Genomic DNA, 22203 nt, shown 5'->3' with positions numbered 1-22203 from the left:
GCTCACGGCTGATCCGTTCCGGTTCGCCGGACCTCTCAGGCGCTCCGGTCCACCGAGGCCTCGTCGTCGCTCATGGCCGAGTAGACGGTCACGATCGACGCGACGACGTCCACCTCGACGGGACCGACGATCCTCAGCCACGCGAGCTCCGGCAGTCCGCCGAACCGTCCGACCATCGCGGCGGTTTCGGCGGGCCAGGGCCACGGTGTCCTCGGAAGGTGGATCAGGGAGATCTCGTCGACGAAGCCCTCGACGTCGGAGTCCTTCGCGACCGAGACGTAGCGCACACCGCCGAGCGAGATCACGACGTCGGGCCTGTGCGGCCCCGCGCGGAGCGTGATCTCCAACGAGTCGGCCTCGGGAAAGGCGTCGAACGCGATGCGATGGACGACATGGCCCACGCACGGAGCGAGAGCGCGCGCCGCGTTCGCGCACCGGTTCTGGAAAGCGCCGTCGGCCTCGGTCGTGTCGATCACAGCGAGAGGCTACGAGCCGGGGGCCCGTGCGTCGACCAACCTGTCGTAACAGGTTGCGCACCCCTTGATCGGGGTCACCTCAGGGCGTCGCGCAGCGCGCCGGCCATCAGGTCGACGGCTTCCTTTCCGGCCGCGACCGGACCGGTGTGCGTGAAGTAGTGGTCGACCCCCTCGAAGACGCGGTGGGTGACCGGGACGCCGGCCGCCTCCAGGGCCTTGGCGTAGGCGTCCCCCTCGTCGCGCAGGCGGTCGTTCTCCGCGGTGATGACCAGGGCGGGGGGAAGTCCGGCGAGATCGTCGGCGAGGGCGGGCGAGACGAGGGGAAGGGCCCGGTCGGCGGGGTCAGGGACGTAGGCGGCGGTGAAGATCCGCATGAGCTGCGGGGTGAGCAGCGGCTTGGCCACGAGGGACCGCTTGGTGGCCGGGTCGGCGACCTGGTCCAGCGGTGCCGAGTCGAGGATCTGGAGCCGGGGCGAGAAGGTGCCGCGCTCCCTGGCCAGGCGGCACACCGCGGCGGTCAGGTTGGCCCCGGCGCTGTGTCCGCCCACGGCGAGCCGCGATCCGTCCCAGCCACCGGCGGCGCCGTTCGCCGCGACCCAGGCGGTGACGTCGTAGGCCTGGGTGACCGCCGCGGGGTAGGGCCGCTGCGGCGCGACCGCGTAGTCGACGTTGATGACGACGCAGCCGGCCGTGGCGGCGATGCGGCGGCAGATGTGGTCGTCCTGCTCGGGACGGGCGACCACGAAGCCGCCGCCGTGGAAGTTGACGTACACCGGGGCCGGGGTGGCGGTGGAGGCCGGCGGGCGGTAGACGGTGCACGTCACCGGCCCGGAACCGGTCTCCACCCGGAGCGTCTCGGTGCGCGCCGGGACGTCGGTGAAGCGCAGGTCCTTGTGTACACGGGACATCACACGGCCGAGCAGGAGCTGGATTCCCCTGGCCTTGATTCCGGAGCTGAGCGGCATGACTGAGCACCCATCGCTGCAAGATTAAACTAACAGGAATCCTGATGATGGATGCTCGTCGCCGGGAGCGCAATGGGCGGCGCCTCACTCCGCCGTCGGCGCCGACCGGAGCGTCAGCGGAGCCTCCGCCGTGACGCGGGTCAGCTTCTCCGGGTTGCGGACGTAGTACATGCCGGTGATACGGCCGTCCTCGACCCGGACCGCGAGGACACCGTCGATCTCGCCGTTCACCCGCAGGACGAGCGCCGGGCTGCCGTTGACCTCGGCGGCCTCGCCGGTGAGGGTGACGGTGAACTTGGCGATCCCGCCCCTGATGAAGCGGGCCACCTTGTCGGCGCTGACGATCGGGCGCGGCGCGGCCTGCTTGACGCCGCCGCCGTCGCCGACCAGGACGACATCGGGCGCGAGCACGTCGAGCAGCCCCTGGAGGCCCCGGTCTCGAGCGCGCGCCGGAACGACTCCACCGCCGCACGCGTCTCGCCGGCGGACGCCGTCCTGCGGGGCCGCCGGGCGTCCACGTGCCGGCGGGCGCGATGGGCGATCTGGCGCACCGCGTCGGGGCCCTTCTCCACGGCGGCCGCGATCTCGTCGTAGTCGACGTCGAAGACCTCCCGCAGCACGAACACGGCACGCTCGGTCGGCGACAGAGTGGCCTCGAGACACCGGGTGGGCGGACGCCGCGACAGCCTGTGACCCAGATCACTTCCGGAGGCGGGAAATCGGTCCAGCGACCGCGGATTGGCCTTGTCCCGGCCACGAAGCCACGCCGTACCGTCAGCGCATGCGTATCCGAATCGTCGACGCCTTCACCGACCGCCCGTTCGCCGGCAACCCGGCCGGGGTCCTGCTCCGGGACGACGCCTTCCCGGACGACGACCGGCTCCAGAACATCGCCCTGGAGGTCAACCACGCCGAGACGGCCTTCGCCCACCGGCTCCCCGCGGGCGGCGAGGCCGACTGGGCGCTGCGGTGGTTCACGCCCGCCACCGAAGTGAACATGTGCGGACACGCCACGCTCGCCACAGCCCACGTCCTGCACAGCACGGGCGCCCACCGGGGCCCGGTGCGGTTCGCGACCCGCAGCGGGGTCCTCGTCGCCACGCCCGGCGAGGACGGCTCGATCACCCTGGACTTCCCCACCGCTCCGCTGACGCCGGTCGCCCTTCCGGAGGGGGTCGCCGAGGCGCTGGGCGCCGAGCCGCTGACCGCCTTCGACACCGGGGCGAACATCGGTGACCTGCTGCTCGAAGTGGCCGACGAGAAGACCGTCCACGCCCTGCGCCCCGACCTCAAGGCCCTGGCCGCCTACTCCGAGCGCGGGATCATCGCCACCGCCCGCGCCGAGAACCCGGACCTGGGCTACGACTTCGTCTCCCGCTGCTTCTTCCCGAACGTCGGCATCGACGAGGACCCGGTCACCGGCAGCGCCCACACCGCGCTGGCGCCGCACTGGGCGCAGCGGCTCGGCCGTACGGATCTCACCGGGCTGCAGGCCTCGCCCCGCTCCGGCCGGGTGCGCACGCAACTGTGCGGTGAGCGGACCCTGTTGACGGGCCGCGCGGTCACGGTCATCGAGGGCGAGCTGCTCGCCTGATCACGCGGTGGGCAGCCAGCCCACCTTGCCCGCGAGCAGCGCGTAACCCACGAACGCCCCGATGTCGAGCAGGGAATGCGCCACCACCAGGGGGCCCACCCGGCCCCACCGCCGGTACAGGTAGACGAACACCACGCCCATGACCATGTTGCCGAGGAAGCCGCCGATGCCCTGGTAGAGGTGGTAGCTGCCGCGCAGTACGGAACTGGCCACCAGGGCGGTGCCCGGGGTCCAGCCCAACTGGTTCAGCCGGCGCAGCAGATAGCCGACGACGATCACCTCTTCGAGGATCGCGTTCTGCATCGCCGAGAGGATCAGCACGGGGTACTTCCACCACACGTCGGGCAACGCCTCGGGCACCACGGTGAGGTTGAAGCCCAGGCCGCGTGCGGCCAGGTAGAAGGCGATCCCGGTGCTGCCGATCACGGCCGCGATCCCGGCCCCGCGGACGAGGTCGAATGCGGGCCGGGTGCGGTCGAAGCCGATGGTCCGCATGCTCTGCCCCTCGCGCAGCAGGAAGTGCGCGACCAGGGCCACGGGCACCAGGGCCGACGCGATCCCGAAGAGCTGCCAGGCGAGATCCAGCCAGGGACGGCCGGGCGCGGCCGAGGCGTTGAGGGTCGCCGCCTGGTCCTTGAGACCGCCTGGTTTGGTGACCGATCCGACAAAACTGATCAGCGCGGACACACCGCTCGCACCGAGCGAAAGCCCCAGAACGAGCAGCGTCTCGTCACGGAAGAACTTCCGTGAGAGCGCCTTCTGCGGAAAAGAATCGGCCACTGCCCCTTCCTCCGCCTGCACACCTGCCTCCAGTTGAGTAATCCAGCCTCATCCGTATCCCCGCCCCGCTAGGGTCCTTCGAAAGAAGTTACGAAGATCGTGCGCAAGGCCGTCGGGGGGACGGACGCCGTACGGGGGCGTACCTCCCTCCTTCCTGCCGCCGAGGCTGTGCCGGCACGAGGACCAGGGGAGGGCACCACCGTCATGGGACGTCACAGCTTGCCCGATCAGTATGGGGCGGGCGGCAGCGACCCCCGTCCACGCACGCGCCGCCGCACCGTGGCCGTCGCGACCGTACTCGTCCTGACCGTCGCCGGCGGCACGGCCGCCGCCGTCCAGGGCGGTCTGCTCTCCTTCGGCTCCTCCTGCCGGGACGAGGCGGTACGGATCGAGGTCGCCGCCTCCCCCGACGTGGCCCCCGCGCTGCGCGCCGCGGCCGAGCGGGCCCGGGACGAGAACCTCACCTCCGACGGGCGCTGCCTCGACATCTCGGTGACCGCGCGCGAGTCGTACAAGGTCAGGGACACCCTCGGGGCCGGCAAGGACCCCGGGGTGCAGGTGTGGGTGCCGGACTCGGACGTGTGGCTGGAGCAGATCTCCGCGGACGCGGGCGCGACGAAGGTGGCCCGGGTGGGCAACGTGGCCTCCAGTCCGGTCGGGATGGCGATGGTGCCGAGCGCCGCGAAGTCGCTGGGCTGGCCGAAGAAGACGTACGGCTGGCTGGAGCTGGCGGGTGCCACGCTGCGGGACGACTCCCTCAAGCTGGGCGCCGCCGACCCCGCGCGCAGCGCGTCCGGGCTGCTCGCCCTGACCCAGCTCAGCAGCGCGGCGGGCCAGGTCGAGGGCGGGGCGACGCAGGCCGCGGCGATGATGAAGTCGCTCTCGCAGCGCATCTCCGACAACGACGGCCAGCTGGTGGAGACGCTGCCGCGGGACTCCTCGGGCACCGAGCAGGGCAATCCCAAGCGCAACCAGGCACTGGTCGTGTCCGAGCAGGCGGCCTTCGCGCACAACTCCTCGGCCGAGTCCGGGGACGATCTGGACTTCTTCTACCCCAAGGACGGTTCACCGCGGCTGGACTATCCGTTCGCGCTCGTCGACGAGACCCGGCTGAGCACGGACGAGAGCCGGGCGGCGATCCGCTTCATGACGTATCTGCGCAAGCCCGAGCAGGAACAGCTGCTGACGGACCAGGGGTTCAGGACCTCCGACGACCAGGTGTCGGCCTCCCTGGTCGCGAAGGCCGGGGGCCGGGCGCCGCAGCCGTACGCGGCGGCGGCCGGTGAGCCCGCCTCCGCGACCGCGCTCCAGGAGGCCCTCGGCACCTGGACCATCACCGTCCAGAGCGCGCGGATCACCACGGTCGTGGACGCCTCCTCCTCCATGTCGGAGGCCGTGCCGGGCACCGGCCGCTCCCGGATGGACGTCACCAAGGCGTCCCTCCTGCAGGCCCTCGCCACCTTCACCCAGGAGGACGAGATCGGTCTGTGGGAGTTCTCCACCGAGCTGGACGGCGACAAGGACTACAAGATCCTCGTGCCGACGGACCGCCTGGGCGACAGCACGGCCGCGGGCGGCACCCAACGGGAGCGGCTGTCGGCGGCGTTCGGCGGCCTGGAGCCGGTGCCGGGCGGCGCGACGGGGCTGTACGACACCACTCTCGCCGCGTACAAGGCGGCGACCTCCTCCTACGCCGAGGGGAAGTTCAACGCGCTGGTGGTGCTGACCGACGGCGTCAACCAGGACCCCGGCAGCATCTCGCGTGCGGCGCTGGTCTCCGCGCTGGAGAAGCTCTCCAGCCCCACCCGCCCGGTCCCCCTGATCGTGATCGCGGTGGGACCCGACGCCGACCGCGCGGAGGCCGAGCAGCTCGCCGAGGCCACCGGCGGCTCCGGCCAGCAGGTCAACGACCCGGCCCAGATCCACACGGTGATCCTCAAGGCGATCGTGGCCGCGGGCGCCCAGGGCAACAGCGGCTGACCCCTCGCCCGGCGGCGTCCCTCACCCCAGCGGCGCCGGCTCCGGCAGCCCCACCGGCCAGGTGTGCACCGGCTCTCCCGTGCGCATCAGCTCGCCGTACCGCCGCGTCGTGGCCGCCAGCGCCGCGTCCCGCGACAGTCCCGCCTCCTGTGCCCGGTGGAACGTCGCCGCCTGCCAGGAGGCCCCGTTGGCCCGGCGCCGGCACCGCTCCTCGATCACCCCGAGATACAGGTCCCGGTCGGCGGACTCGATGCCCCAGGCCGCGAGGCCCGCCTCGGCCAGCGGCAGCAGTTCGTCCCGTACGAGGCTCACCGCGTCGACCTCGACGGTGCCGCCGTACCGGCCGCGCCGGGGCCAGGTCAGGCGCGCGTCGATGCCGTGCCGGCAGGCCGCGTCGAAGTTGGCCGCGGCCGCCTCGAAGGGCATCCGGGTCCACACCGGGCGCGGCTCCTCGGCGAGGGCGCGGACGAGGCCGTAGTAGAAGGCCGCGTTGGCGATGACGTCGGTGATGGTGGGGCCGGCGGGCAGCACGCGGTTCTCGACACGCAGGTGCGGGACACCGTCGGCTATGCCGTACACGGGCCGGTTCCAGCGATACACCGTGCCGTTGTGCAGGACGAGTTCGGCGAGCGAGGGCACCCCGCCGCCGTCGAGCACCTCGAGCGGGTCCTCGTCGTCGCAGATCGGCAGCAGGGCCGGGTAGTAGCGCAGGTTCTCCTCGAAGAGGTCGTACGCCGAGGAGATCCACCGCTCCCCGAACCAGGTGCGCGGCCGCACCCCCTGGGCCTGGAGCTCCGGCGGACGGGTGTCCGTGGACTGCTGGAACAGCGGCGGCCGGGACTCGCGCCACAGCTCGCGGCCGAACAGGAAGGGCGAGTTGGCCCCGACGGCGATCTGCACGCCGGCCACCGCCTGCGCGGCGTTCCACACGTCGGCGAAGCGTCCCGGGGTGACCTGGAGGTGCAGTTGCACGGAGGTGCAGGCGGCCTCGGGGGCGATGGACTTCGAGGTGCAGGTGAGGCGCTCCACCCCGTCGATGTCGAGGACGAAGTCCTCGCCGCGGGCGGCCACGATCTGGTCGTTGAGCAAGGTGTAGCGGTCGACGTCGGACAGGTTGGAGGAGACCAGGTCGTCCCGGTCCAGGGTCGGCAGAATGCCGATCATGACGATTCCCGCGTCGAGCTCGCCCGCTTTACGGTCGGCATATGCCAGCGAGGTACGGAGTTCCTCCGCGAGCCGGTCGAATACCCGCCCGCCCAGCCGGTGTGGGGCTATGTTGACTTCCAGGTTGAACATGGCGAGTTCTGTTTGGAAGTCGCGGCTCGCGATCCGTTCCAGTACCTCACCATTCAACATTTTCGGCATACCGTCGGCGCCCACGAGATTCAATTCGATCTCCAACCCCATCAGGTTCTTGGGGCGATCGAACCGCTGCTCCGCCAGAAGCCGCTCCAGCCCCGTCAGGCACCTGCGGAGCTTGTCGCGGTAGCGCTGGCGATCGGACAGGTCGAACTGGCCTGCCACGACCTTCTCCCCCATCGAAGGGTCCTTCCTCGTAGCGTCATGACTCAGGTGGGATGATGCCCAGCCGAAACGATCGGTAACGTCCCGCCGCGGCCCCGAGCCCGCTACGCTGTTGGATGTGACCGGTGGCACATTCACTCGGCATGGAGCTGTCAGCAGTTTCGAGTGCCCAGAAGAACTCGTGAAAAACGCCGACGAGAATGGGCCGACCGCTCCCCGCGCATTCCCCGAGGTCACCGCCGCGAAGTGGCCGCGATATCGGGATGATTCCCGCGTATCGCCGACCGAATGACCCCTTGCCCGAAACGGCGGAAACGGCTAGACGAAACATCGTCTGAACACATGTCGTATAAACTCCGCGAACAAGGCAGAGGGTTGGCACCCGCGGTCCTGGATCCTGCCGTCAGGTGACGTATCGCAGTCCTCACCCGCACTTGCGTCACCGGACCCCGGCCCCCGCCTCTCTGGCCCCCCTGAGCTGACAGCGTCGTCCGCCCCCGCCCTCGCGCCACCGTGCCTGTCGAATGAGAGGCGACCCACCATGCCGCTGCATGTCCCCCCGGCTCCCGCACCAGCACTTCGCTCCGTCCTCACCGCACTCGCGTCGCCCACCGCGGTCCGCGAGGCCCGGACCCCTTCCCTGTTGCGCGCCCAGGGGCCCGTCACACCCGAGCTCCCGCTACCCGTGCACGTCCTGGACGGAACCGCCACGCGGCTGGCCGGATGGCGGTTTCTGATCCGCAGCGGCGAGCGCTCGGTGGCCGCGGCCGAGACCATGCTGACCCCGGACGGCTGGGCGTTCTCGCATTTCTTCGAGGGTCCCTACATCGCGTCCACCGAGCGCGCGGTGCGTCAGGCCGAGGTGATGCAGCAGCCCTACCAGCCGCGCCTGCTGTCCATCCCGGGCCTGTACATGCTCGCGCTGTGGCTGCACGGCGACTGCGCCGCGGACGCCGGCGCGGGCCGCCTCGCCGCCACCGACCTCCTCGTCCCGCTGGCACCGGCCCCGCCGGGCATCGCCGCGCACCGCCCGCACCGCGCCGCCGAGCTGCTTCCGGTACTGACCCATCGGGTGACTCCGGCCCCGCTGCTCGGCTCACCCGCCTGACGACGGCCCGGCATCCTCGTACCCCGCCCCGCATTCCGGGTAGCGGGGTACGACTCCGTTTCGGGCACCATTAAGGTCGTACGCAATCCTCAGGGATCACACGGAAAGCATTTGCTCGTACGAGCACACAATTGCTCCGACGAGCCGATTGCTGGACGGGTTCCGGGTGGACTAGCTCTTTCCGGCCCCCTCGAACCACCCGAAGGGACAGTGCAGTTGGGCTGAACCGTCCGACCGGGTGATGCGTCTCCAACCTGTGAAGAAGTGGTGATGCGAAATCCCTGCGGATTGACGCCCGTAGGGCAACACTGGGTTCCGACTGAGTTATCGCAACGGGGGACGTCATGACCACAACACAGCGAAAGATCCCACCAATGTGCCAGCACCAGCCACCGTGTCCCACCGCCGACTCCGCCGACCGGGAATCCGCCCGCCTCGTGGCGCACCACCCGGAACAGGGCTGGAGCCTGCTGTGCAACGGCGTTCTGCTCTTCGAGGACACCGGTGAGCTCCTGCCCGACGGTCGGGTCATCGCCCCGCACCGCCCGCTCGCGGCGGCCACGGCCGCCTGAGCACGACCGGGCGGCGGCCGCCGTACCGCCCGGGGACCTTGAGGGGCCGGCTCGCAGCGGACGTCTGCGCACCGGCCCCGACGCATGTCCGTCGGCGATCACTCCCTGTGACGCCTTGTGTATGGGCCCACTTTTCCGGAAGACTCCTGGAAGTTTCGAGCCCGACGCTTTCGGGGCTCCGACGCGGAGGTGGGCAAGTGACAGCACGCGAGGCCGGAGCCGAGCCCCGGGGCAGAGTCACCATCACGGAGATCGCCCGGCAGGCCGGGGTCTCGGTACCGACGGTGTCCCGGGTGGTCAACGGCCGGTCGGACGTCTCCCCGCACACCCGCGCCCGGGTCGAGGAACTGCTCCAGCGGTACGGCTACCGCAAGCGCCCCGCGGCCCCCGGCACCCGCGCCGCCCTGCTCGACCTGGTCTTCAACGACCTCGACAGCCCCTGGGCCGTGGAGATCATCCGCGGCGTCGAGGAGGTCGCCCACGCGGAGGGCGTCGGCACCGTGGTCTCCGCGATCCACGGCCGCTCCGGCGACGCGCGCGAGTGGATGCGCAACCTGCGCGCCCGCGCCTCCGACGGGGTCATCCTGGTCACCTCGGCGCTGGACATGGTCCTCCACGACGAACTGCGCGTGCTGGGCGTCCCGTTGGTGGTCGTCGACCCGGCCGGCTCCCCCGCGCTGGACGCCCCCACCATCGGCGCCGCCAACTGGTCGGGGGGGCTGGCCGCCACCGAGCACCTGCTGTCCCTCGGTCACCGCAGGATCGGCCTGATCGCCGGGCCGCCCCGGCTGCTCTGCTCGCGGGCCCGTCTCGACGGCTACCGCGCCGCCCTCGAAGGCGCCGGGCTCGTGTTCGACGAGGCGCTGGTCGTGCCCGGCGACTTCCACCCGGAGTCCGGCTTCGCGGGCTGCGAGAAGCTCCTCGACCTGCCCGAGCCGCCGACCGCCGTGTTCGCGGCCAGCGACCAGATGGCCCTCGGCGCGATCGAGGCGCTCAGGAGGCGCGGGCTGAGGGTTCCGGAGGACATGAGCCTGGTGGGTTTCGACGACCTTCCGGAAGTCCGCTGGTCGGCACCCCCGCTGACGACCGTCCGCCAACCTCTCGCCGACATGGGCAAACTGGCCGTCCGCACCGTCCTCGAACTGGCCCGCGCCCAACGCCCGGACTCCCCACGCGTGGAGCTGGGAACAGACCTGGTCATCCGCTCAAGCACCGCACCACCACCCACGCCCTGACACACCGAACGCTGCCCCGAAAGCCCCTCACCAGCCAACCCGGCGGCCCACTTAGCCCTTCACCAGGCACCCCCACCCCGGCAGAGCCGCCGCCAGGCCCCTCCAGGGCCGTGCCGTGCCGGACTGCTCGTCCCCGGCCCAGGGCCCGAACGGCCAGCCCGCGCAGCTTGCCCCCCAGCGGCTCGTCCCACGCAGCCCGACCCGCCAACCAACCCCAGCCCCTCCCACCTGGGCAGCACGAGTGACAACGCCCCAGACCGCTCGTCCCCCACCCCAGGGCACGAGCGACCAGCCCGCGCAGCCGCCCCGAGCGCCTCCCACCCCAGGCGGTACGAGTGGACGACCGCTCCCACACCCGCCCAACCGGACCCAACCCGCCCCCTCCCAGCCAGCTCGTGCGAGCGGGTACGCCCACACCAGCCCCACCGGGCACGACCACCCGCCCAATCAGCCCGAACGCACAACCGCCACACCAACCCGACTGAACCGGCCTCCTCCTCCCATGCAGCGCGACCGGGCAACTCCCACGCTGGCCCAACCGGACAGGACCTCAAAGTCGCGCCGCAGCGAGATCCCCCCGACATCCGCACCGCCCCGCACAGCAACCAGACCCGCCCCCTCCCCCACTCCCGGCGCCCGCCCGACCGGCCGAGCCGCCAACACAGCCGGACTTCCCGACCGCCCCTCGGCACCCCTGATCCAAGTCACCCGGAGCGTGCCGCGTCAGGCGAAGAAAGACCGCGGCCCCGGCAGGGCAACGGAAAACCGCCGCATCCGCCGAGGCCCTCTCCCGTGCCCCTGCTTCAGTAGCCCCCTACTTCAGCGCATCCCGGATCGCGTAGTACGCCGGCTTCGGCTGGAGCTGCTCGTCCCAGGGGAGCGCGGCTCCCTGTCCCTCGAAGAACGCCGGGATCCAGGAGTACTTGTCGGTGTAGTCCCAGACGGTGATGCCGACACACCGCCGCACCGCGAGGCACGCGTCGGTCAAGTCGGCGTACCACTGGGCTTGTTGGGCCAGCTTCTCCTCGGTCGCGGGCAGGATCATCCGGATGTCGACCTCGGTGAGCGCGGTGTCGAGGCCGAGCTTGGCGAAGCGGCGAAGGTTGTCCTCCAGGGTGGTCGGATAGCCGTACTGGAGCGCCAGATGGGTCTGCAGGCCGATGCCGTCGAGCGGAACGCCCTGCGCCTTCAGCTCCTTGGCCAGGTTGTAGTAGGCGTCGCTCTTCGCCCCGACCCCCTCGATGTTGTAGTCGTTGAGGTACAGCTTCACCTTGGGGTCGGCCTGGCGGGCCCAGCGCAGGGCGTCGGCGATGTACCCGGGACCGAGCGTCTTGTAGAAGACGGTCTCCCGGTAGGTGCCGTCCTCGTTGAAGGCCTCGTTGACGACGTCCCAGGCGAACACCTTGCCCCGGTAGTGCCGTACCTCGGTCTGGATGTGCTTCTTCAGCACGGGCCTCAGCTCGTCCGCCGTCCACTCGCGCGAGGTGACCCAGTCGGGCAACTGGCTGTGCCAGACAAGGGTGTGGCCGCGCACCTTCTGGTGGTGCGAGCGGGCCAGCTTCACGATCTCGTCGCCCTGGGAGAAGTCGAAGACGCCCGGCTGGGGCTCGGTGGCGTACCACTTCATGCCGTTGCCCGGCGTGATCTGGTCGAACTCGCTGCCGAGGAGCTTCTTGTACGGCTCGTCGACGAGCTCGGGGTTGTCGGTCGCGCTGCCGAAGTAGCGGCCGTGGCGCTGGGCTAGGTCGGCCAGTGTGGCCGGCTTCCCGTGGGCCTGGGCGGGTGCGCCGAGGCCGGTGACGACCAGCGCCGCGGCCAGGACTCCGACGAGTCTGAGACGGTTTTTGCGCATGGGGCGACTCCTCACGTGCGGGGGCGGGTGGGTGAGCCGTACTTTTCGGGCCGCCGTCAGCCCTTCGTGGCACCGGCGGTGAGGCCGCCGACGAGCTGGCGCTCGGCGACCGAGTAGAAGGCGAGGGCGGGCACCATCGCCAGGACGAGATAGGCGAAGACCCGGGCGTACTCCGCGGAGTACTGCCCCTGGAACTGCTGCACCCCGATGGGGAGCGTCCACCAGGTGTTGTCGGTGAACACCAGCAGCGGCAGCATGAAGTTGTTCCAGCTGGTGACGACGGCGAGCACCGAGACCGTGCCGAGCGCGGGCCGCGCCATGGGCAGCAGCACCCGCCAGAAGAACCCGAAGGGGCTGCACCCGTCGAGGGTGGCCGCCTCCTCCAGCTCGCCGGGGATCTCCCGGAAGAAGGCGCGCAGGATGATGATCGTCATCGGCAGCCCGAAGGCGGCCTGCGGCAGGATCACGCCCAGCGGGTTGTCCAGCAGTCCGAGCGAGCGCAACAGCAGGAAGAGCGGGAGCACCGCCACCGCGAAGGGGAACATCAGCCCCATCGTGAAGAGCGTGAAGAGCGCCTCCCGGCCGCGGAAGGCGAACCGCGCGAAGGAGAACGCGGCCAGCGCGGACGCGGCGACCACCAGCACGGTCGTACCGACCGCTATCAGTGTGCTGCTGCCCAGCAGCCGCCAGAAGTCGCCGCCGGCCAGGATGTCGGTGTAGTTGCCGGTCCGCCAGTGTTCCGGCAGTCCGAAGGGGTTGCTGGAGAGCTCGTCGGTGGACTTGAACCCGGACAGGACCGCGTACACCAGGGGTACGACCATCACCGCGCCGACGGCGACGAGGATCACGTGCAGGGGCAGGGTCCGTGCGGTGGTCTTGCGGGCGGTCACTTGCCGTCCCCCCTCATCGTCGTGGTGGCCCCTTCGAGGTCGCGGCGGAGCACGAACCGCTGGTAGGCGAGGGCGAAGACGAGGCAGATGCCGAACATGACCACGCTGATCGCGCTGGCGTAGCCGACCTGGTAGCGCTTGAAGCCATACTGGAACATGGTCACGGCCATGGTCTCGGAGTGGTGGTCGGGCCCGCCCTGGGTGACCACCCACACCAGGTCGAAGAGCTGGATCGAGCCGATGACGGACAGGAAGACGCTGATCCGCAGGGTGGGCGCGAGCAGCGGCAGGGTGACGTTGCGGAACCGCTGCCAGGCACTGGCGCCGTCGATGAGCGCCGCCTCGGTCAACTCCCGCGGGATGGACTGGAGTCCGGCCAGGTAGAGCATCATGTGGAAGCCGAAGTACTTCCACATCATGACCAGGAAGAGCGTCGCCATGACGTAGGAGGGGTCGGCGAACCACAGGCCGCCGAGGCCGTCGAGCCCGACCGCGCCGAAGATGTGGTCGGCCAGCCCGGAGTCCGGGGCGAAGACCATGCTGAACAGCACACCCGTGATCGCCTCGGACAGGACGTAGGGCGCGAAGAACAGCATCCGGTAGACGGCCCGGCCGCGGAACTTCTGGTTGAGCAGGACCGCCATGGCGAGCGCGAACGGCAGCTGGAACGCGAGCGAGAGCACGACCAGGACGAGACAGCGCCACAGGTCGCCCAGGAAGACCGGGTTGTCGAAGAGATCCGTGAAGTTGTCGGTGCCGACGTAGTCGGAGGGCATGCCGAAGCCGCCCCACCGGAAGAAGGCGGCGTACAGCGCGAACAGCATCGGCAGCAGGACCATACCGATGAACAACACCAGGGCGGGCAGTTGGAAGCTCACCGCGGTCAGCCAGTGCAGTACGCGCCGGCGGCCCCGCCCCCGGGCCCTGACCGATTCCGGGGGCGGGAGATCGGTGCCCGGACCGCTCCGCTTGTCTGCGAGGAACGTGGAGGTCATCGCGGGCTACTGCTCTTCCTTCGCGGTCTGGGTGATCGACTGGGCGACCTGCTCGGGGGACTTGGAGCCGGCGATCAGCGCGGCCACGCTGTCGTTGACCTCCTGGCCGACGGCGGGGGCGTACGCCTGGTCGAGATAGAGCTGGAATCCGGTGGCGGCCTTCAACTGCGCCTGGACGAGCTTGAGGTTGGGGTCGGTCATGGCCTTCTCCGCGTCCGGGAGCACGGGAAGGATGCTGGTCTTCTTGACCAGTTCCAGTTCGGTGGCCTCGGAGGCGAAGAACTTCAGGAACTCGACGGCCGCCTGCGGGGCACCCCGGCGCAGGGCGTGTCCGCCGCCGCCGCCGAACACCTCGGTGATGGCACCCTTGCCGCCCTCGACCGAGGGGAACGGGAAGAAGCCGAGGTCGTTGCCGAGTCCCTTGCCGGAGTCGGCCTCCACGGACGGGGCCCACTGGCCCATGAGCTCCATGGCCGCCTTGCCGTTGCCGACGGCGGCCGCCTGGCCGGTGGGGGTGGAGTAGGCGGCGTTGAGGAAGCCCTTCTGGAAGGGCTGGAGGTCCACGAGTTCCTTGAGGTGCCGGCCGGCCTCGACGAACCCGGCGCCGGTGAAGTCCTTGTCCTCGCTGGCCTTCTGGAGGGCGTCGATGCCCGCGGTGCGCATCGCGAGGTAGGCCCAGTAGTACATGCCGGGCCACTTCTCCTTGCCGGCCAGGGCGATGGGCGTGATGTTCTTCGACTTCAGCTTGCTCACGGCCTCCAGGAACCCGCCCCAGGTGGTGGGCGGTTCGCTGACACCGGCCTGCTGGAAGAGCTTCTTGTTGTACCAGAAGCCGATCATGCCCATGTCGAACGGAATGCCGTAGACCTTGTCGTCGAGGATGTACGGCTCCTTGGTGACCTTCAGCAGTCCGTCGGCCCACGGCTTGGTCCGGTCGGTCAGATCCTCGACGAGACCCGCGTCGACCTGCTGCTTGAGAACGCCGCCGCCCCAGGTGTGGAAGATGTCGGGGAGCTTCCCGGAGGCGGTCAGCGCCGTCATCTTCGACTTGTAGGCGTCGTTCTCCAGCTGGACGATCTTTATCTTGATCTTGGGGTTCGCGGCCTCGAACTTCTTGGCGAGGGCCGCCCAGACACTCTTCGCCGGCTCGGTGGTGGAGATGTTCCACCACTCCACCGTGGTCGTCCCGTCGGACGAACCTCCGTCCGAGTCGCCGCCACAACCGGTCAGTGCCGTCATGCCAAGACCGGCCGCGGCGGACGCCGCCAGAAAACCACGGCGGGACAGTGCCGGGTCGCCCATGATGCGCTCCTTGGGTACGGGACGGAGCCGTCCTTGTCCGTCCTGATGTCCGAAAGTTTCGGAGTAGATCCAGAAAGCTTCGCTGCTGCCGCACCCTAGAGACAGCTACTAAACGGTGGCAACCCCCTGTGCACGGGGAATGTTCAGGGATTGACCGCCAACTCGTCGCGAAAGGCCTCGCGTCGGGAGCCAGGGACCGCCTGCGGTGCGGGCACTCGCCCCACGGCGCCGATCCGGAGCGCCCCGCTCGGCCCCCTCCGGCGACGGGGCGCCGGGACATCGGCACCTCCTGTCGATCCCCCGTCGGCCCGGCCCGCGACGGGCCGGACACGGCATCGCCGTCCGGACCCGGAAGCTGGGAAAGAGGGGCCGGTACGGACCGATCGCCACCTCCGCCGGATCCGCAGGACAACTGCTCCGTGCCGGGGCGGATCGCACCGCACGGAGCGGGGGTAGCCTCCCACGACCGTGCCGTGACACCCCGTGTCCGCTCGACGCCCTGAAGTGCCGAAACATTCGGTAGCACTGGCGAACATTACGAAGCAGGTCGACGGCGAGGCGCAGGACACCCGGTCGCATCACGACGCCGGGCGCCGATCGGGCACTCCCCGCCGCGCCTCGGCGCCGCAGCGGGCCCCTGCCACCCCGACCCGGCATGACGCTGCGTGTCCACCGCGGCCCGCTCACCCCACCGTGGGGGCCAGGGAGGGAAAACCCTCTCAACTGGCCCGTCACGCGTCTGCGACGCCCCACAGGACGAGTCTTAACGGAAGTTTGACGCCTCCGCGGCCTCCCATCGCGGGCCCAAGCGTCACTCTCCGCTTACGCTGGTCCCGCCGTCGGACGGGCGGCCGGACCCGAGCTGAGCCGTACCTAGGAGCGCCCCCGATGGCTGTCACCGAGCACCCTCCCCCAAGTCGTCTGCGCTCCTGGATGCTGGAAGGTCTGTCGGACATGGGCAAGGGCGGCGGCCATGTGGGCCCGCACGCCGAACCCGAGCCCCCGCACAAGGGCCAGCGCTGGTACCGGGTGATGTGCCTGACCGGCGTGGACTACTTCTCCACCCTCGGCTACCAGCCCGGCATCGCCGCCCTGGCGGCCGGCCTGCTCTCCCCGATCGCGACCATCGTCCTCGTCCTCGTCACCCTGGCCGGCGCCCTGCCCGTCTACCGCCGGGTGGCCGAGGAAAGCCCCCACGGCGAGGGCTCCATCGCCATGCTGGAACGCCTCCTGTCCTTTTGGCAGGGCAAGCTGTTCGTCCTGACCCTGCTCGGCTTCGCCGCCACCGACTTCCTCATCACCATCACCCTCTCCGCGGCCGACGCCTCCACCCACCTGGTCGAAAACCCCCACCTCACCAGCACCCTGCACAACCAGCAGATGCTGATCACCCTCGTCCTGGTCGCCCTCCTCGGCGCCGTCTTCCTCAAGGGCTTCCTGGAAGCGATCGGTGTCGCGGTCGCGCTGGTCGGCGTCTACCTCGCCCTGAACGTGGTCGTCGTGTGCGTCGGGCTGTGGCACGTCGTCACCGCGGGCCATGTCGTCACCGACTGGTCCCACGCCCTGACCGCCGAGCACGGCAACGTCTTCGCCATGGTCGGCGTGGCCCTGCTGGTCTTCCCCAAGCTCGCCCTCGGCCTGTCCGGCTTCGAGACCGGCGTCGCCGTCATGCCCCACGTCAAAGGCGACCAGGGCGACACCGAAAACAACCCCGCCGGCCGGATCCGCGACACCAAGAAACTGCTCACCACCGCCGCCCTGATCATGAGCGTCTTCCTGATCGCCACCAGCTTCATCACCACCCTGCTCATCCCGGAAAAGGACTTCGAGTCGGGCGGCCCCGCCAACGGCCGCGCCCTGGCCTACCTCGCCCACCACTACCTCGGCGGCGCCTTCGGCACCGTCTACGACATCTCGACCATCGCCATCCTCTGGTTCGCCGGCGCCTCCGCGATGGCCGGCCTGCTCAACCTGATGCCCCGCTACCTCCCCCGCTACGGCATGGCCCCCCACTGGGCCCGCGCCGTGCGCCCCATGGTCATCGTCTTCACCCTCATCGGCTTCCTCGTCACCTGGATCTTCAACGCCGACGTCGACGCCCAGGGCGGCGCCTACGCCACCGGCGTCCTCGTCCTCATCAGCTCCGCGGCGATCGCGGTGACCATCGCCGCCCGCAAAGCCGGCCAACAGGGCTGGAGCATCGGCTTCGCCGTCATCTCCGCGGTCTTCCTCTACGTCACCGTCGCGAACGTCATCGAACGCCCCGACGGCGTCAAGATCGGCGCCTGCTTCATCGCCGGCATCATCCTCGTCTCCCTCCTCTCCCGCCTCGCCCGCGCCTTCGAACTCCGCGTGACCAGCGTGAGCCTCGACCCGATGGCCCAACGATTCATCCGGGACATCGCCAGCCGCAAGATCCGCTTCATCGCCAACCAGCCCGACAGCCGCGACAAAGCCGAATACCGCGACAAGATCGAGCAGATCCGCGCCGACAACGACATCCCCGGCGAGGACTTCGTCTTCGTCGAGGTCACCGTCCTGGACCCGTCCGAGTTCGAGGCGAGCCTCACCGTCCGCGGCGAGGTCCTCCACGGCCGCTACCGCGTCCTGACCCTGGAGTCCTCCTCCATCCCCAACGCCCTCGCCGCCCTCCTCCTGCACGTCCGCGACGAGACCGGCTGCACCCCGCACATCTACTTCGAATGGACCGAAGGCAGCCCCTTCCACAACTTCCTGCGCTTCTTCCTCTTCGGACAGGGCGAAGTCGCCCCCGTCACCCGAGAAGTCCTCCGCGAGGCCGAACCCGACCGCACCCGCCGCCCCCGCGTCCACACCGGCTGACCCCGCAGACCCGACGCAGTGCCCCGAGGGAACGGTCCGCGGCGCAAAGGAACCGGCGCAAAGAAAAAGGGCCCCGCCGAAGCGGGGCCCTCGTCACGTCGGGTCAGTCGTCGTACGCGTCCAGCGGCGGGCACGAGCACACCAGGTTCCGGTCACCGAAGGCCTGGTCGATGCGTCGTACCGGCGGCCAGTACTTGTCCGCCACCGACACCCCGGCCGGGAACACGGCCTCCTCGCGCGTGTAGGCGTGCTCCCACGCACCACCCAGCGCACCGGCGGTGTGCGGAGCGTTCCGCAGCGGGTTGTCCTCGGCGGCCCACTCCCCGGTGCCGACCTTCTCGATCTCCCCACGAATGGCGATCATCGCCTCGCAGAACCGGTCGAGTTCGATCAGGTCCTCGGACTCCGTCGGCTCGATCATCAGGGTCCCGGCTACCGGGAACGACATGGTCGGCGCGTGGAAGCCGTAGTCGATCAGCCGCTTGGCCACGTCGTCGACGCTCACCCCGGTCGCCTTGGTCAGCGGCCGCAGATCGATGATGCACTCGTGCGCGACCAGCCCGCCGGGGCCGGTGTAGAGCACGGGGTAGTGCGGCTCCAGCCGCTTGGCGATGTAGTTGGCCGAGAGCACCGCCACCTGCGTGGCCCGCTTGAGCCCCTCACCGCCCATGAGCCGGACGTACGCCCACGAGATCGGCAGGATCCCCGCGGAGCCCCAGGGAGCGGCCGAGATGGGCCCCACGCCCGTCTCCGGGCCGGCCGCGGGCTGCATCGGGTGGTTCGGCAGATACGGCGCCAGGTGGGCCCGTACGCCGACCGGACCGACGCCCGGACCGCCGCCGCCGTGCGGGATGCAGAAGGTCTTGTGCAGGTTCAGGTGCGAGACGTCCCCGCCGAAGTGGCCGGGCTTGGCCAGCCCCACCAGCGCGTTGAGGTTGGCGCCGTCGACGTACACCTGACCGCCGGCCTCGTGCACCTGGGCGCAGATGTCGGCGACGTGCTCCTCGAACACGCCGTGCGTGGACGGGTAGGTGATCATCAGCACGGCCAGCTCGTCCCGGTGCTGCTCGATCTTGGCCCGCAGGTCCTCGACGTCGATCTCGCCGTCCCCGGCGGTCTTCACGACGACGACCTTCATGCCCGCCATCACGGCGCTCGCGGCATTGGTGCCGTGCGCGGACGACGGGATCAGGCACACGGTCCGCTGCTCGTCCCCGTTGGCCCGGTGATACCCGCGTACGGCGAGCAGCCCGGCCAGCTCGCCCTGCGACCCGGCGTTGGGCTGCAGGGACACCTTGTCGTAACCGGTGACCTCGGCGAGCCGCTCCTCCAGCTCCTGGATGAGCGTCAGATAGCCCTGCGCCTGCTCGGCGGGCGCGAAGGGGTGCAGCTGCCCGAACTCGGGCCAGGTGACCGGCTCCATCTCCGTGGTCGCGTTGAGCTTCATGGTGCAGGAGCCCAGCGGGATCATGCCGCGGTCGAGCGCGTAGTCGCGGTCGGCGAGCCGGCGCAGGTAGCGCAGCATCGCGGTCTCGGAGCGGTGCTGGTGGAAGACGGGGTGGGTGAGGAAGTCGTCGTCGCGCAGCAGCGCGTCCGGCAGCGCCTCCCCGGTGGCCGCGTCCAGCGCCTCGATGTCGGCCTCGACCCCGAACGCGTTCCACACGGCGGCCACCTGGGCGCGGGCGGTGGTCTCGTCGCACGCGAGGGACACGTGGTCGGCGTCGACGAGGTGCAGGTTGACGCCGTTGTGCCGGGCGGCGGCGACGATCTCCGCGGCCTTCCCGGCCACCCGCACGGTGAGCGTGTCGAAGTAGGACCCGTGCACGACCTCGACCCCGCCGGCCGTCAGCCCCGCGGCGAGGATGTTCGCGTACCGGTGCGTCCGCCGCGCGATGCCCTTCAGCCCGTCGGGGCCGTGGTAGACGGCGTACATCCCTGCCATCACCGCGAGCAGCACCTGCGCGGTGCAGATGTTGCTGGTCGCCTTCTCCCGGCGGATGTGCTGCTCACGCGTCTGCAGCGCGAGCCGGTAGGCCTTGTTGCCGTCGGCGTCCACGGACACGCCCACGAGCCGCCCGGGCAGGCTCCTGGCGAACTTCTCCTGCACGGCCATGTATCCGGCGTGCGGCCCGCCGAAGCCCATCGGCACACCGAACCGCTGCGTGGTTCCGACCGCGATGTCCGCCCCGAGCTCACCCGGCGACTTCAGCAGGGTCAGCGCGAGCAGATCGGCGGCGACGGTCACGAGCGCGCCGAGCTCGTGAGCCTGGTCGATGAGCGGCTTGATGTCCCGTACGACACCGGAGGCGCCGGGGTACTGGACGAGCACGCCGTTGATCTCGCGCGAGGCGATCTCGGCCGGGATGCCCTGGCTGAGGTCGGCGACCACGACCTCGACCCCGGTCGGTTCGGCACGGGTCTGGATCACGGCGATGGTCTGCGGCAGGGTGTCGGCGTCGACGAGGAAGAGGCCCTTCTTGTTCTTCCCCATGCGGCGGGACAGCGCCAGGGCCTCGGCCGCCGCGGTGCCCTCGTCGAGCAGCGAGGCGCCTGAGGTCGGCAGCCCGGTGAGCTCGGCGACCATCGTCTGGAAGTTGAGCAGCGCCTCCAGCCGTCCCTGCGAGATCTCCGGCTGGTACGGCGTGTAGGCCGTGTACCAGGCCGGGTTCTCCATGACGTTGCGCAGGATGACGGGCGGGGTGAAGGTGCCGTAGTACCCGAGCCCGATCATGGAGTCGAGGACCTGGTTGCGGTCGGCCAGCGACCGCAGCTCGGCCAGCACCTCGGCCTCGGTGCGCGCACCGGGCAGTTCCAGCGCATCGGCGTTCTTGATCACATCCGGCACGGCGGCGGCCGTGAGCTCGTCCAGCGAGCCGTAGCCGACCTGCGCGAGCATCTTGGCGCGAGCCTCGTGATCGGGGCCGATGTGACGCTGCTCGAAGGGGATGCCCTGTTCGAGCTCGGAGAGCGGAATGCGGTGGGCGGTCATTGCGGAGGCCTCCTGGTCTGACGCGACCTTCGAGGGGTACCCCGGCGCGGGTACCCCGACGGCCTCCCCCTCTGTCATCTCAACCTGAGAGCTTCACCAGACCGCCCGAAGGCCGCCGGCTTTCACCGTCGGTGAGAGCGGAAGCCGTCGACACCCGCTCTGCTTTCCAGAGTGACCTCGTCCGTGCGGTACGTGAGCCTGAGAGATTCCGGGGAGGATTTGCTCCTTCGGCGCCTCCGATGGTGTCCGGAGGACTCTCCCGCGCGGGGTCAGCAGCCGTTCGCAAGCCTACCAGCGAGGTCACCGCACGGGTCTTCGAGTGGCCGCACGCCCCGAAGTGCTCTTTCGTAGTGCTTACGACCGCTTCGGATGACTTGCGACCAAGTGGAGGGCCACGTGCTGACCGACATCGATCCGCGCAGTCTGATCGGCCGCAAGGCGTTCGACCGCAACGGCACCAAGATCGGCACCGTCGACGAGGTCTACCTCGACGACGCGACGGGCGTGCCGGAGTGGGCCGCCATACGCACCGGCCTCTTCTCCCGGGACGCCTTCGTCCCCCTGGAGCCGAGCGAACTGGTCGACGGCACCCTGCACGTCCCCTTCGACCGCACCCTCATCAAGGAAGCCCCCGACTTCGGCGTGGGCCGCCACCTCTCCCCCGACCAGGAACTCCAGCTCTACCACCACTACGGCCTCGACCTGGCCGCCCCACCGACGTTCCCGGACCGGGACTTCGGCAAACTGGCAGGCACAGAGGACGTGGAGGCCTGACCCCTCACTCCGCCCGGACTTTCACCCCGGCCTTCACAAGGCAGACGCCGAACCCCACCCAGAACCGACCACTCCCAGCCGGCCCCGGACGGATACCCCGACTCCACAAAGCAGCGGCCGAGCCTTCCCGTAAGCCGTACACCCCCTCCGCAGTCCAGCACCCACGGCCCAACACCTCGCCCCTGCCTCACCCCGGACGGGCACCCCGCACACGGCAGACGCTGAGCCCCCGCAGTCCAGCAGCACACCCCCTCAAGACCTGCCGGACCAACGCCAGGCGCTCACAGTCCACTGTCCCCGCAGCCCCGCCCCAGCCCTCAGGCGAT

General features: G+C 70.2%; 16 protein-coding genes, 1 pseudogene and 1 riboswitch. Of the genes and pseudogenes, 7 read left to right on the top strand and 10 right to left on the bottom strand.

Annotated features, from left to right (window positions below; translation table 11 throughout):
• Positions 1-35 precede the first annotated feature (35 nt).
• The 3 genes and pseudogenes from AQI94_RS16535 to AQI94_RS16525 form a co-directional block, all read right to left on the bottom strand.
• A complete protein-coding gene (locus AQI94_RS16535; protein WP_031037096.1) occupies positions 36-476 on the bottom strand; it encodes a hypothetical protein in 441 nt (146 codons plus the stop codon).
• Positions 477-550: 74 nt separating this feature from the next.
• The gene (locus AQI94_RS16530) at positions 551-1441 is read right to left on the bottom strand and encodes an alpha/beta hydrolase (RefSeq protein WP_031037098.1); all 891 of its coding nucleotides are present in this window, start codon (positions 1439-1441) and stop codon (positions 551-553) included.
• An 84-nt stretch (positions 1442-1525) separates the two neighbouring features.
• Positions 1526-2091 (bottom strand): annotated as a pseudogene (locus tag AQI94_RS16525) (sigma factor-like helix-turn-helix DNA-binding protein); the annotation flags it as partial.
• A 131-nt stretch (positions 2092-2222) separates the two neighbouring features.
• On the opposite strand from AQI94_RS16525, the gene AQI94_RS16520 reads away from it, so the two are divergent.
• Positions 2223-3035: a PhzF family phenazine biosynthesis protein gene (locus AQI94_RS16520; protein WP_031037101.1), complete on the top strand. Its 813-nt coding sequence runs from the start codon at positions 2223-2225 to the stop codon at positions 3033-3035.
• On the opposite strand, the gene AQI94_RS16515 is transcribed toward AQI94_RS16520, so the two are convergent.
• Entirely contained in the window at positions 3036-3836 is an 801-nt protein-coding gene (locus AQI94_RS16515) for a CPBP family intramembrane glutamic endopeptidase (RefSeq protein ID WP_031037104.1), read from the bottom strand.
• Positions 3837-4019: 183 nt separating this feature from the next.
• Here AQI94_RS16515 and AQI94_RS16510 point away from each other — a divergent pair, with 183 nt between their 5' ends.
• Positions 4020-5795, top strand: a complete 1776-nt coding sequence (locus tag AQI94_RS16510) for a substrate-binding and VWA domain-containing protein (RefSeq protein ID WP_031037107.1) — start codon at positions 4020-4022, stop codon at positions 5793-5795.
• A gap of 21 nt (positions 5796-5816) precedes the next feature.
• On the opposite strand, the gene AQI94_RS16505 is transcribed toward AQI94_RS16510, so the two are convergent.
• The gene (locus AQI94_RS16505; protein ID WP_031037109.1) at positions 5817-7334 is read right to left on the bottom strand and encodes a glutamate-cysteine ligase family protein; all 1518 of its coding nucleotides are present in this window, start codon (positions 7332-7334) and stop codon (positions 5817-5819) included.
• 526 nt (positions 7335-7860) lie between these two features.
• On the opposite strand from AQI94_RS16505, the gene AQI94_RS16500 reads away from it, so the two are divergent.
• From AQI94_RS16500 to AQI94_RS16490, 3 genes are all read left to right on the top strand, one after another.
• Positions 7861-8427 carry a hypothetical protein gene (locus AQI94_RS16500; RefSeq protein WP_031037111.1) on the top strand — a complete coding sequence of 189 codons (567 nt, stop codon included), beginning with the start codon at positions 7861-7863 and terminating at the stop codon, positions 8425-8427.
• 374 nt (positions 8428-8801) lie between these two features.
• Positions 8802-8999: a DUF5999 family protein gene (locus AQI94_RS16495; protein WP_020123464.1), complete on the top strand. Its 198-nt coding sequence runs from the start codon at positions 8802-8804 to the stop codon at positions 8997-8999.
• A 197-nt stretch (positions 9000-9196) separates the two neighbouring features.
• Positions 9197-10234 (top strand): LacI family DNA-binding transcriptional regulator, encoded by a 1038-nt coding sequence (locus AQI94_RS16490; protein WP_031037116.1) that lies wholly within the window; start codon positions 9197-9199, stop codon positions 10232-10234.
• Between the two features lie 814 nt (positions 10235-11048).
• Here the strand turns inward: AQI94_RS16490 and AQI94_RS16485 are convergent.
• From AQI94_RS16485 to AQI94_RS16470, 4 genes are all read right to left on the bottom strand, one after another.
• Entirely contained in the window at positions 11049-12086 is a 1038-nt protein-coding gene (locus AQI94_RS16485; RefSeq protein WP_031037118.1) for an endo-1,4-beta-xylanase, read from the bottom strand.
• 56 nt (positions 12087-12142) lie between these two features.
• Positions 12143-12907, bottom strand: coding sequence for a carbohydrate ABC transporter permease (locus AQI94_RS16480; RefSeq protein ID WP_387727365.1), 765 nt, complete (start codon positions 12905-12907; stop codon positions 12143-12145).
• A 65-nt stretch (positions 12908-12972) separates the two neighbouring features.
• Positions 12973-13971: a carbohydrate ABC transporter permease gene (locus AQI94_RS16475; protein ID WP_031037122.1), complete on the bottom strand. Its 999-nt coding sequence runs from the start codon at positions 13969-13971 to the stop codon at positions 12973-12975.
• 6 nt (positions 13972-13977) lie between these two features.
• On the bottom strand, positions 13978-15273 hold the full coding sequence (locus tag AQI94_RS16470; RefSeq protein WP_031037124.1) for an extracellular solute-binding protein: 1296 nt from the start codon (positions 15271-15273) through the stop codon (positions 13978-13980).
• Positions 15274-16161: 888 nt separating this feature from the next.
• On the opposite strand from AQI94_RS16470, the gene AQI94_RS16465 reads away from it, so the two are divergent.
• The gene (locus AQI94_RS16465; protein WP_031037126.1) at positions 16162-18114 is read left to right on the top strand and encodes an APC family permease; all 1953 of its coding nucleotides are present in this window, start codon (positions 16162-16164) and stop codon (positions 18112-18114) included.
• Between the two features lie 103 nt (positions 18115-18217).
• Here AQI94_RS16465 and gcvP read toward each other — a convergent pair whose 3' ends face one another.
• Positions 18218-21103: an aminomethyl-transferring glycine dehydrogenase gene (gcvP, locus tag AQI94_RS16460; RefSeq protein WP_031037127.1), complete on the bottom strand. Its 2886-nt coding sequence runs from the start codon at positions 21101-21103 to the stop codon at positions 18218-18220.
• A 176-nt stretch (positions 21104-21279) separates the two neighbouring features.
• Positions 21280-21375, bottom strand: a riboswitch (glycine riboswitch).
• A gap of 124 nt (positions 21376-21499) precedes the next feature.
• Between gcvP and AQI94_RS16455 the strand changes: the two genes are divergently transcribed.
• Entirely contained in the window at positions 21500-21877 is a 378-nt protein-coding gene (locus AQI94_RS16455) for a PRC-barrel domain-containing protein (RefSeq protein WP_031037129.1), read from the top strand.
• The last annotated feature ends 326 nt before the right edge of the window (positions 21878-22203 follow it).

This window comes from Streptomyces pseudovenezuelae (assembly GCF_001513955.1).
In the GTDB taxonomy this organism is placed as follows: domain Bacteria; phylum Actinomycetota; class Actinomycetes; order Streptomycetales; family Streptomycetaceae; genus Streptomyces; species Streptomyces pseudovenezuelae.
Note: the sequence above shows the minus strand (reverse complement) of the source record. Positions and strands in the feature narration are given on the sequence as shown.

Coding starts and splice junctions, on each gene's coding strand:
- AQI94_RS16530 (WP_031037098.1), bottom strand. CDS start 1,441: ATGCCGCTCAGCTCCGGAATCAAGGCCAGGGGAATCCAGCTCCTGCTC.
- AQI94_RS16520 (WP_031037101.1), top strand. CDS start 2,223: ATGCGTATCCGAATCGTCGACGCCTTCACCGACCGCCCGTTCGCCGGC.
- AQI94_RS16510 (WP_031037107.1), top strand. CDS start 4,020: ATGGGACGTCACAGCTTGCCCGATCAGTATGGGGCGGGCGGCAGCGAC.
- AQI94_RS16505 (WP_031037109.1), bottom strand. CDS start 7,334: ATGGGGGAGAAGGTCGTGGCAGGCCAGTTCGACCTGTCCGATCGCCAG.
- AQI94_RS16500 (WP_031037111.1), top strand. CDS start 7,861: ATGCCGCTGCATGTCCCCCCGGCTCCCGCACCAGCACTTCGCTCCGTC.
- AQI94_RS16495 (WP_020123464.1), top strand. CDS start 8,802: ATGTGCCAGCACCAGCCACCGTGTCCCACCGCCGACTCCGCCGACCGG.
- AQI94_RS16485 (WP_031037118.1), bottom strand. CDS start 12,086: ATGCGCAAAAACCGTCTCAGACTCGTCGGAGTCCTGGCCGCGGCGCTG.
- AQI94_RS16480 (WP_387727365.1), bottom strand. CDS start 12,907: ATGGTCGTACCCCTGGTGTACGCGGTCCTGTCCGGGTTCAAGTCCACC.
- AQI94_RS16475 (WP_031037122.1), bottom strand. CDS start 13,971: ATGACCTCCACGTTCCTCGCAGACAAGCGGAGCGGTCCGGGCACCGAT.
- AQI94_RS16470 (WP_031037124.1), bottom strand. CDS start 15,273: ATGGGCGACCCGGCACTGTCCCGCCGTGGTTTTCTGGCGGCGTCCGCC.
- AQI94_RS16465 (WP_031037126.1), top strand. CDS start 16,162: ATGGCTGTCACCGAGCACCCTCCCCCAAGTCGTCTGCGCTCCTGGATG.
- gcvP (WP_031037127.1), bottom strand. CDS start 21,103: ATGACCGCCCACCGCATTCCGCTCTCCGAGCTCGAACAGGGCATCCCC.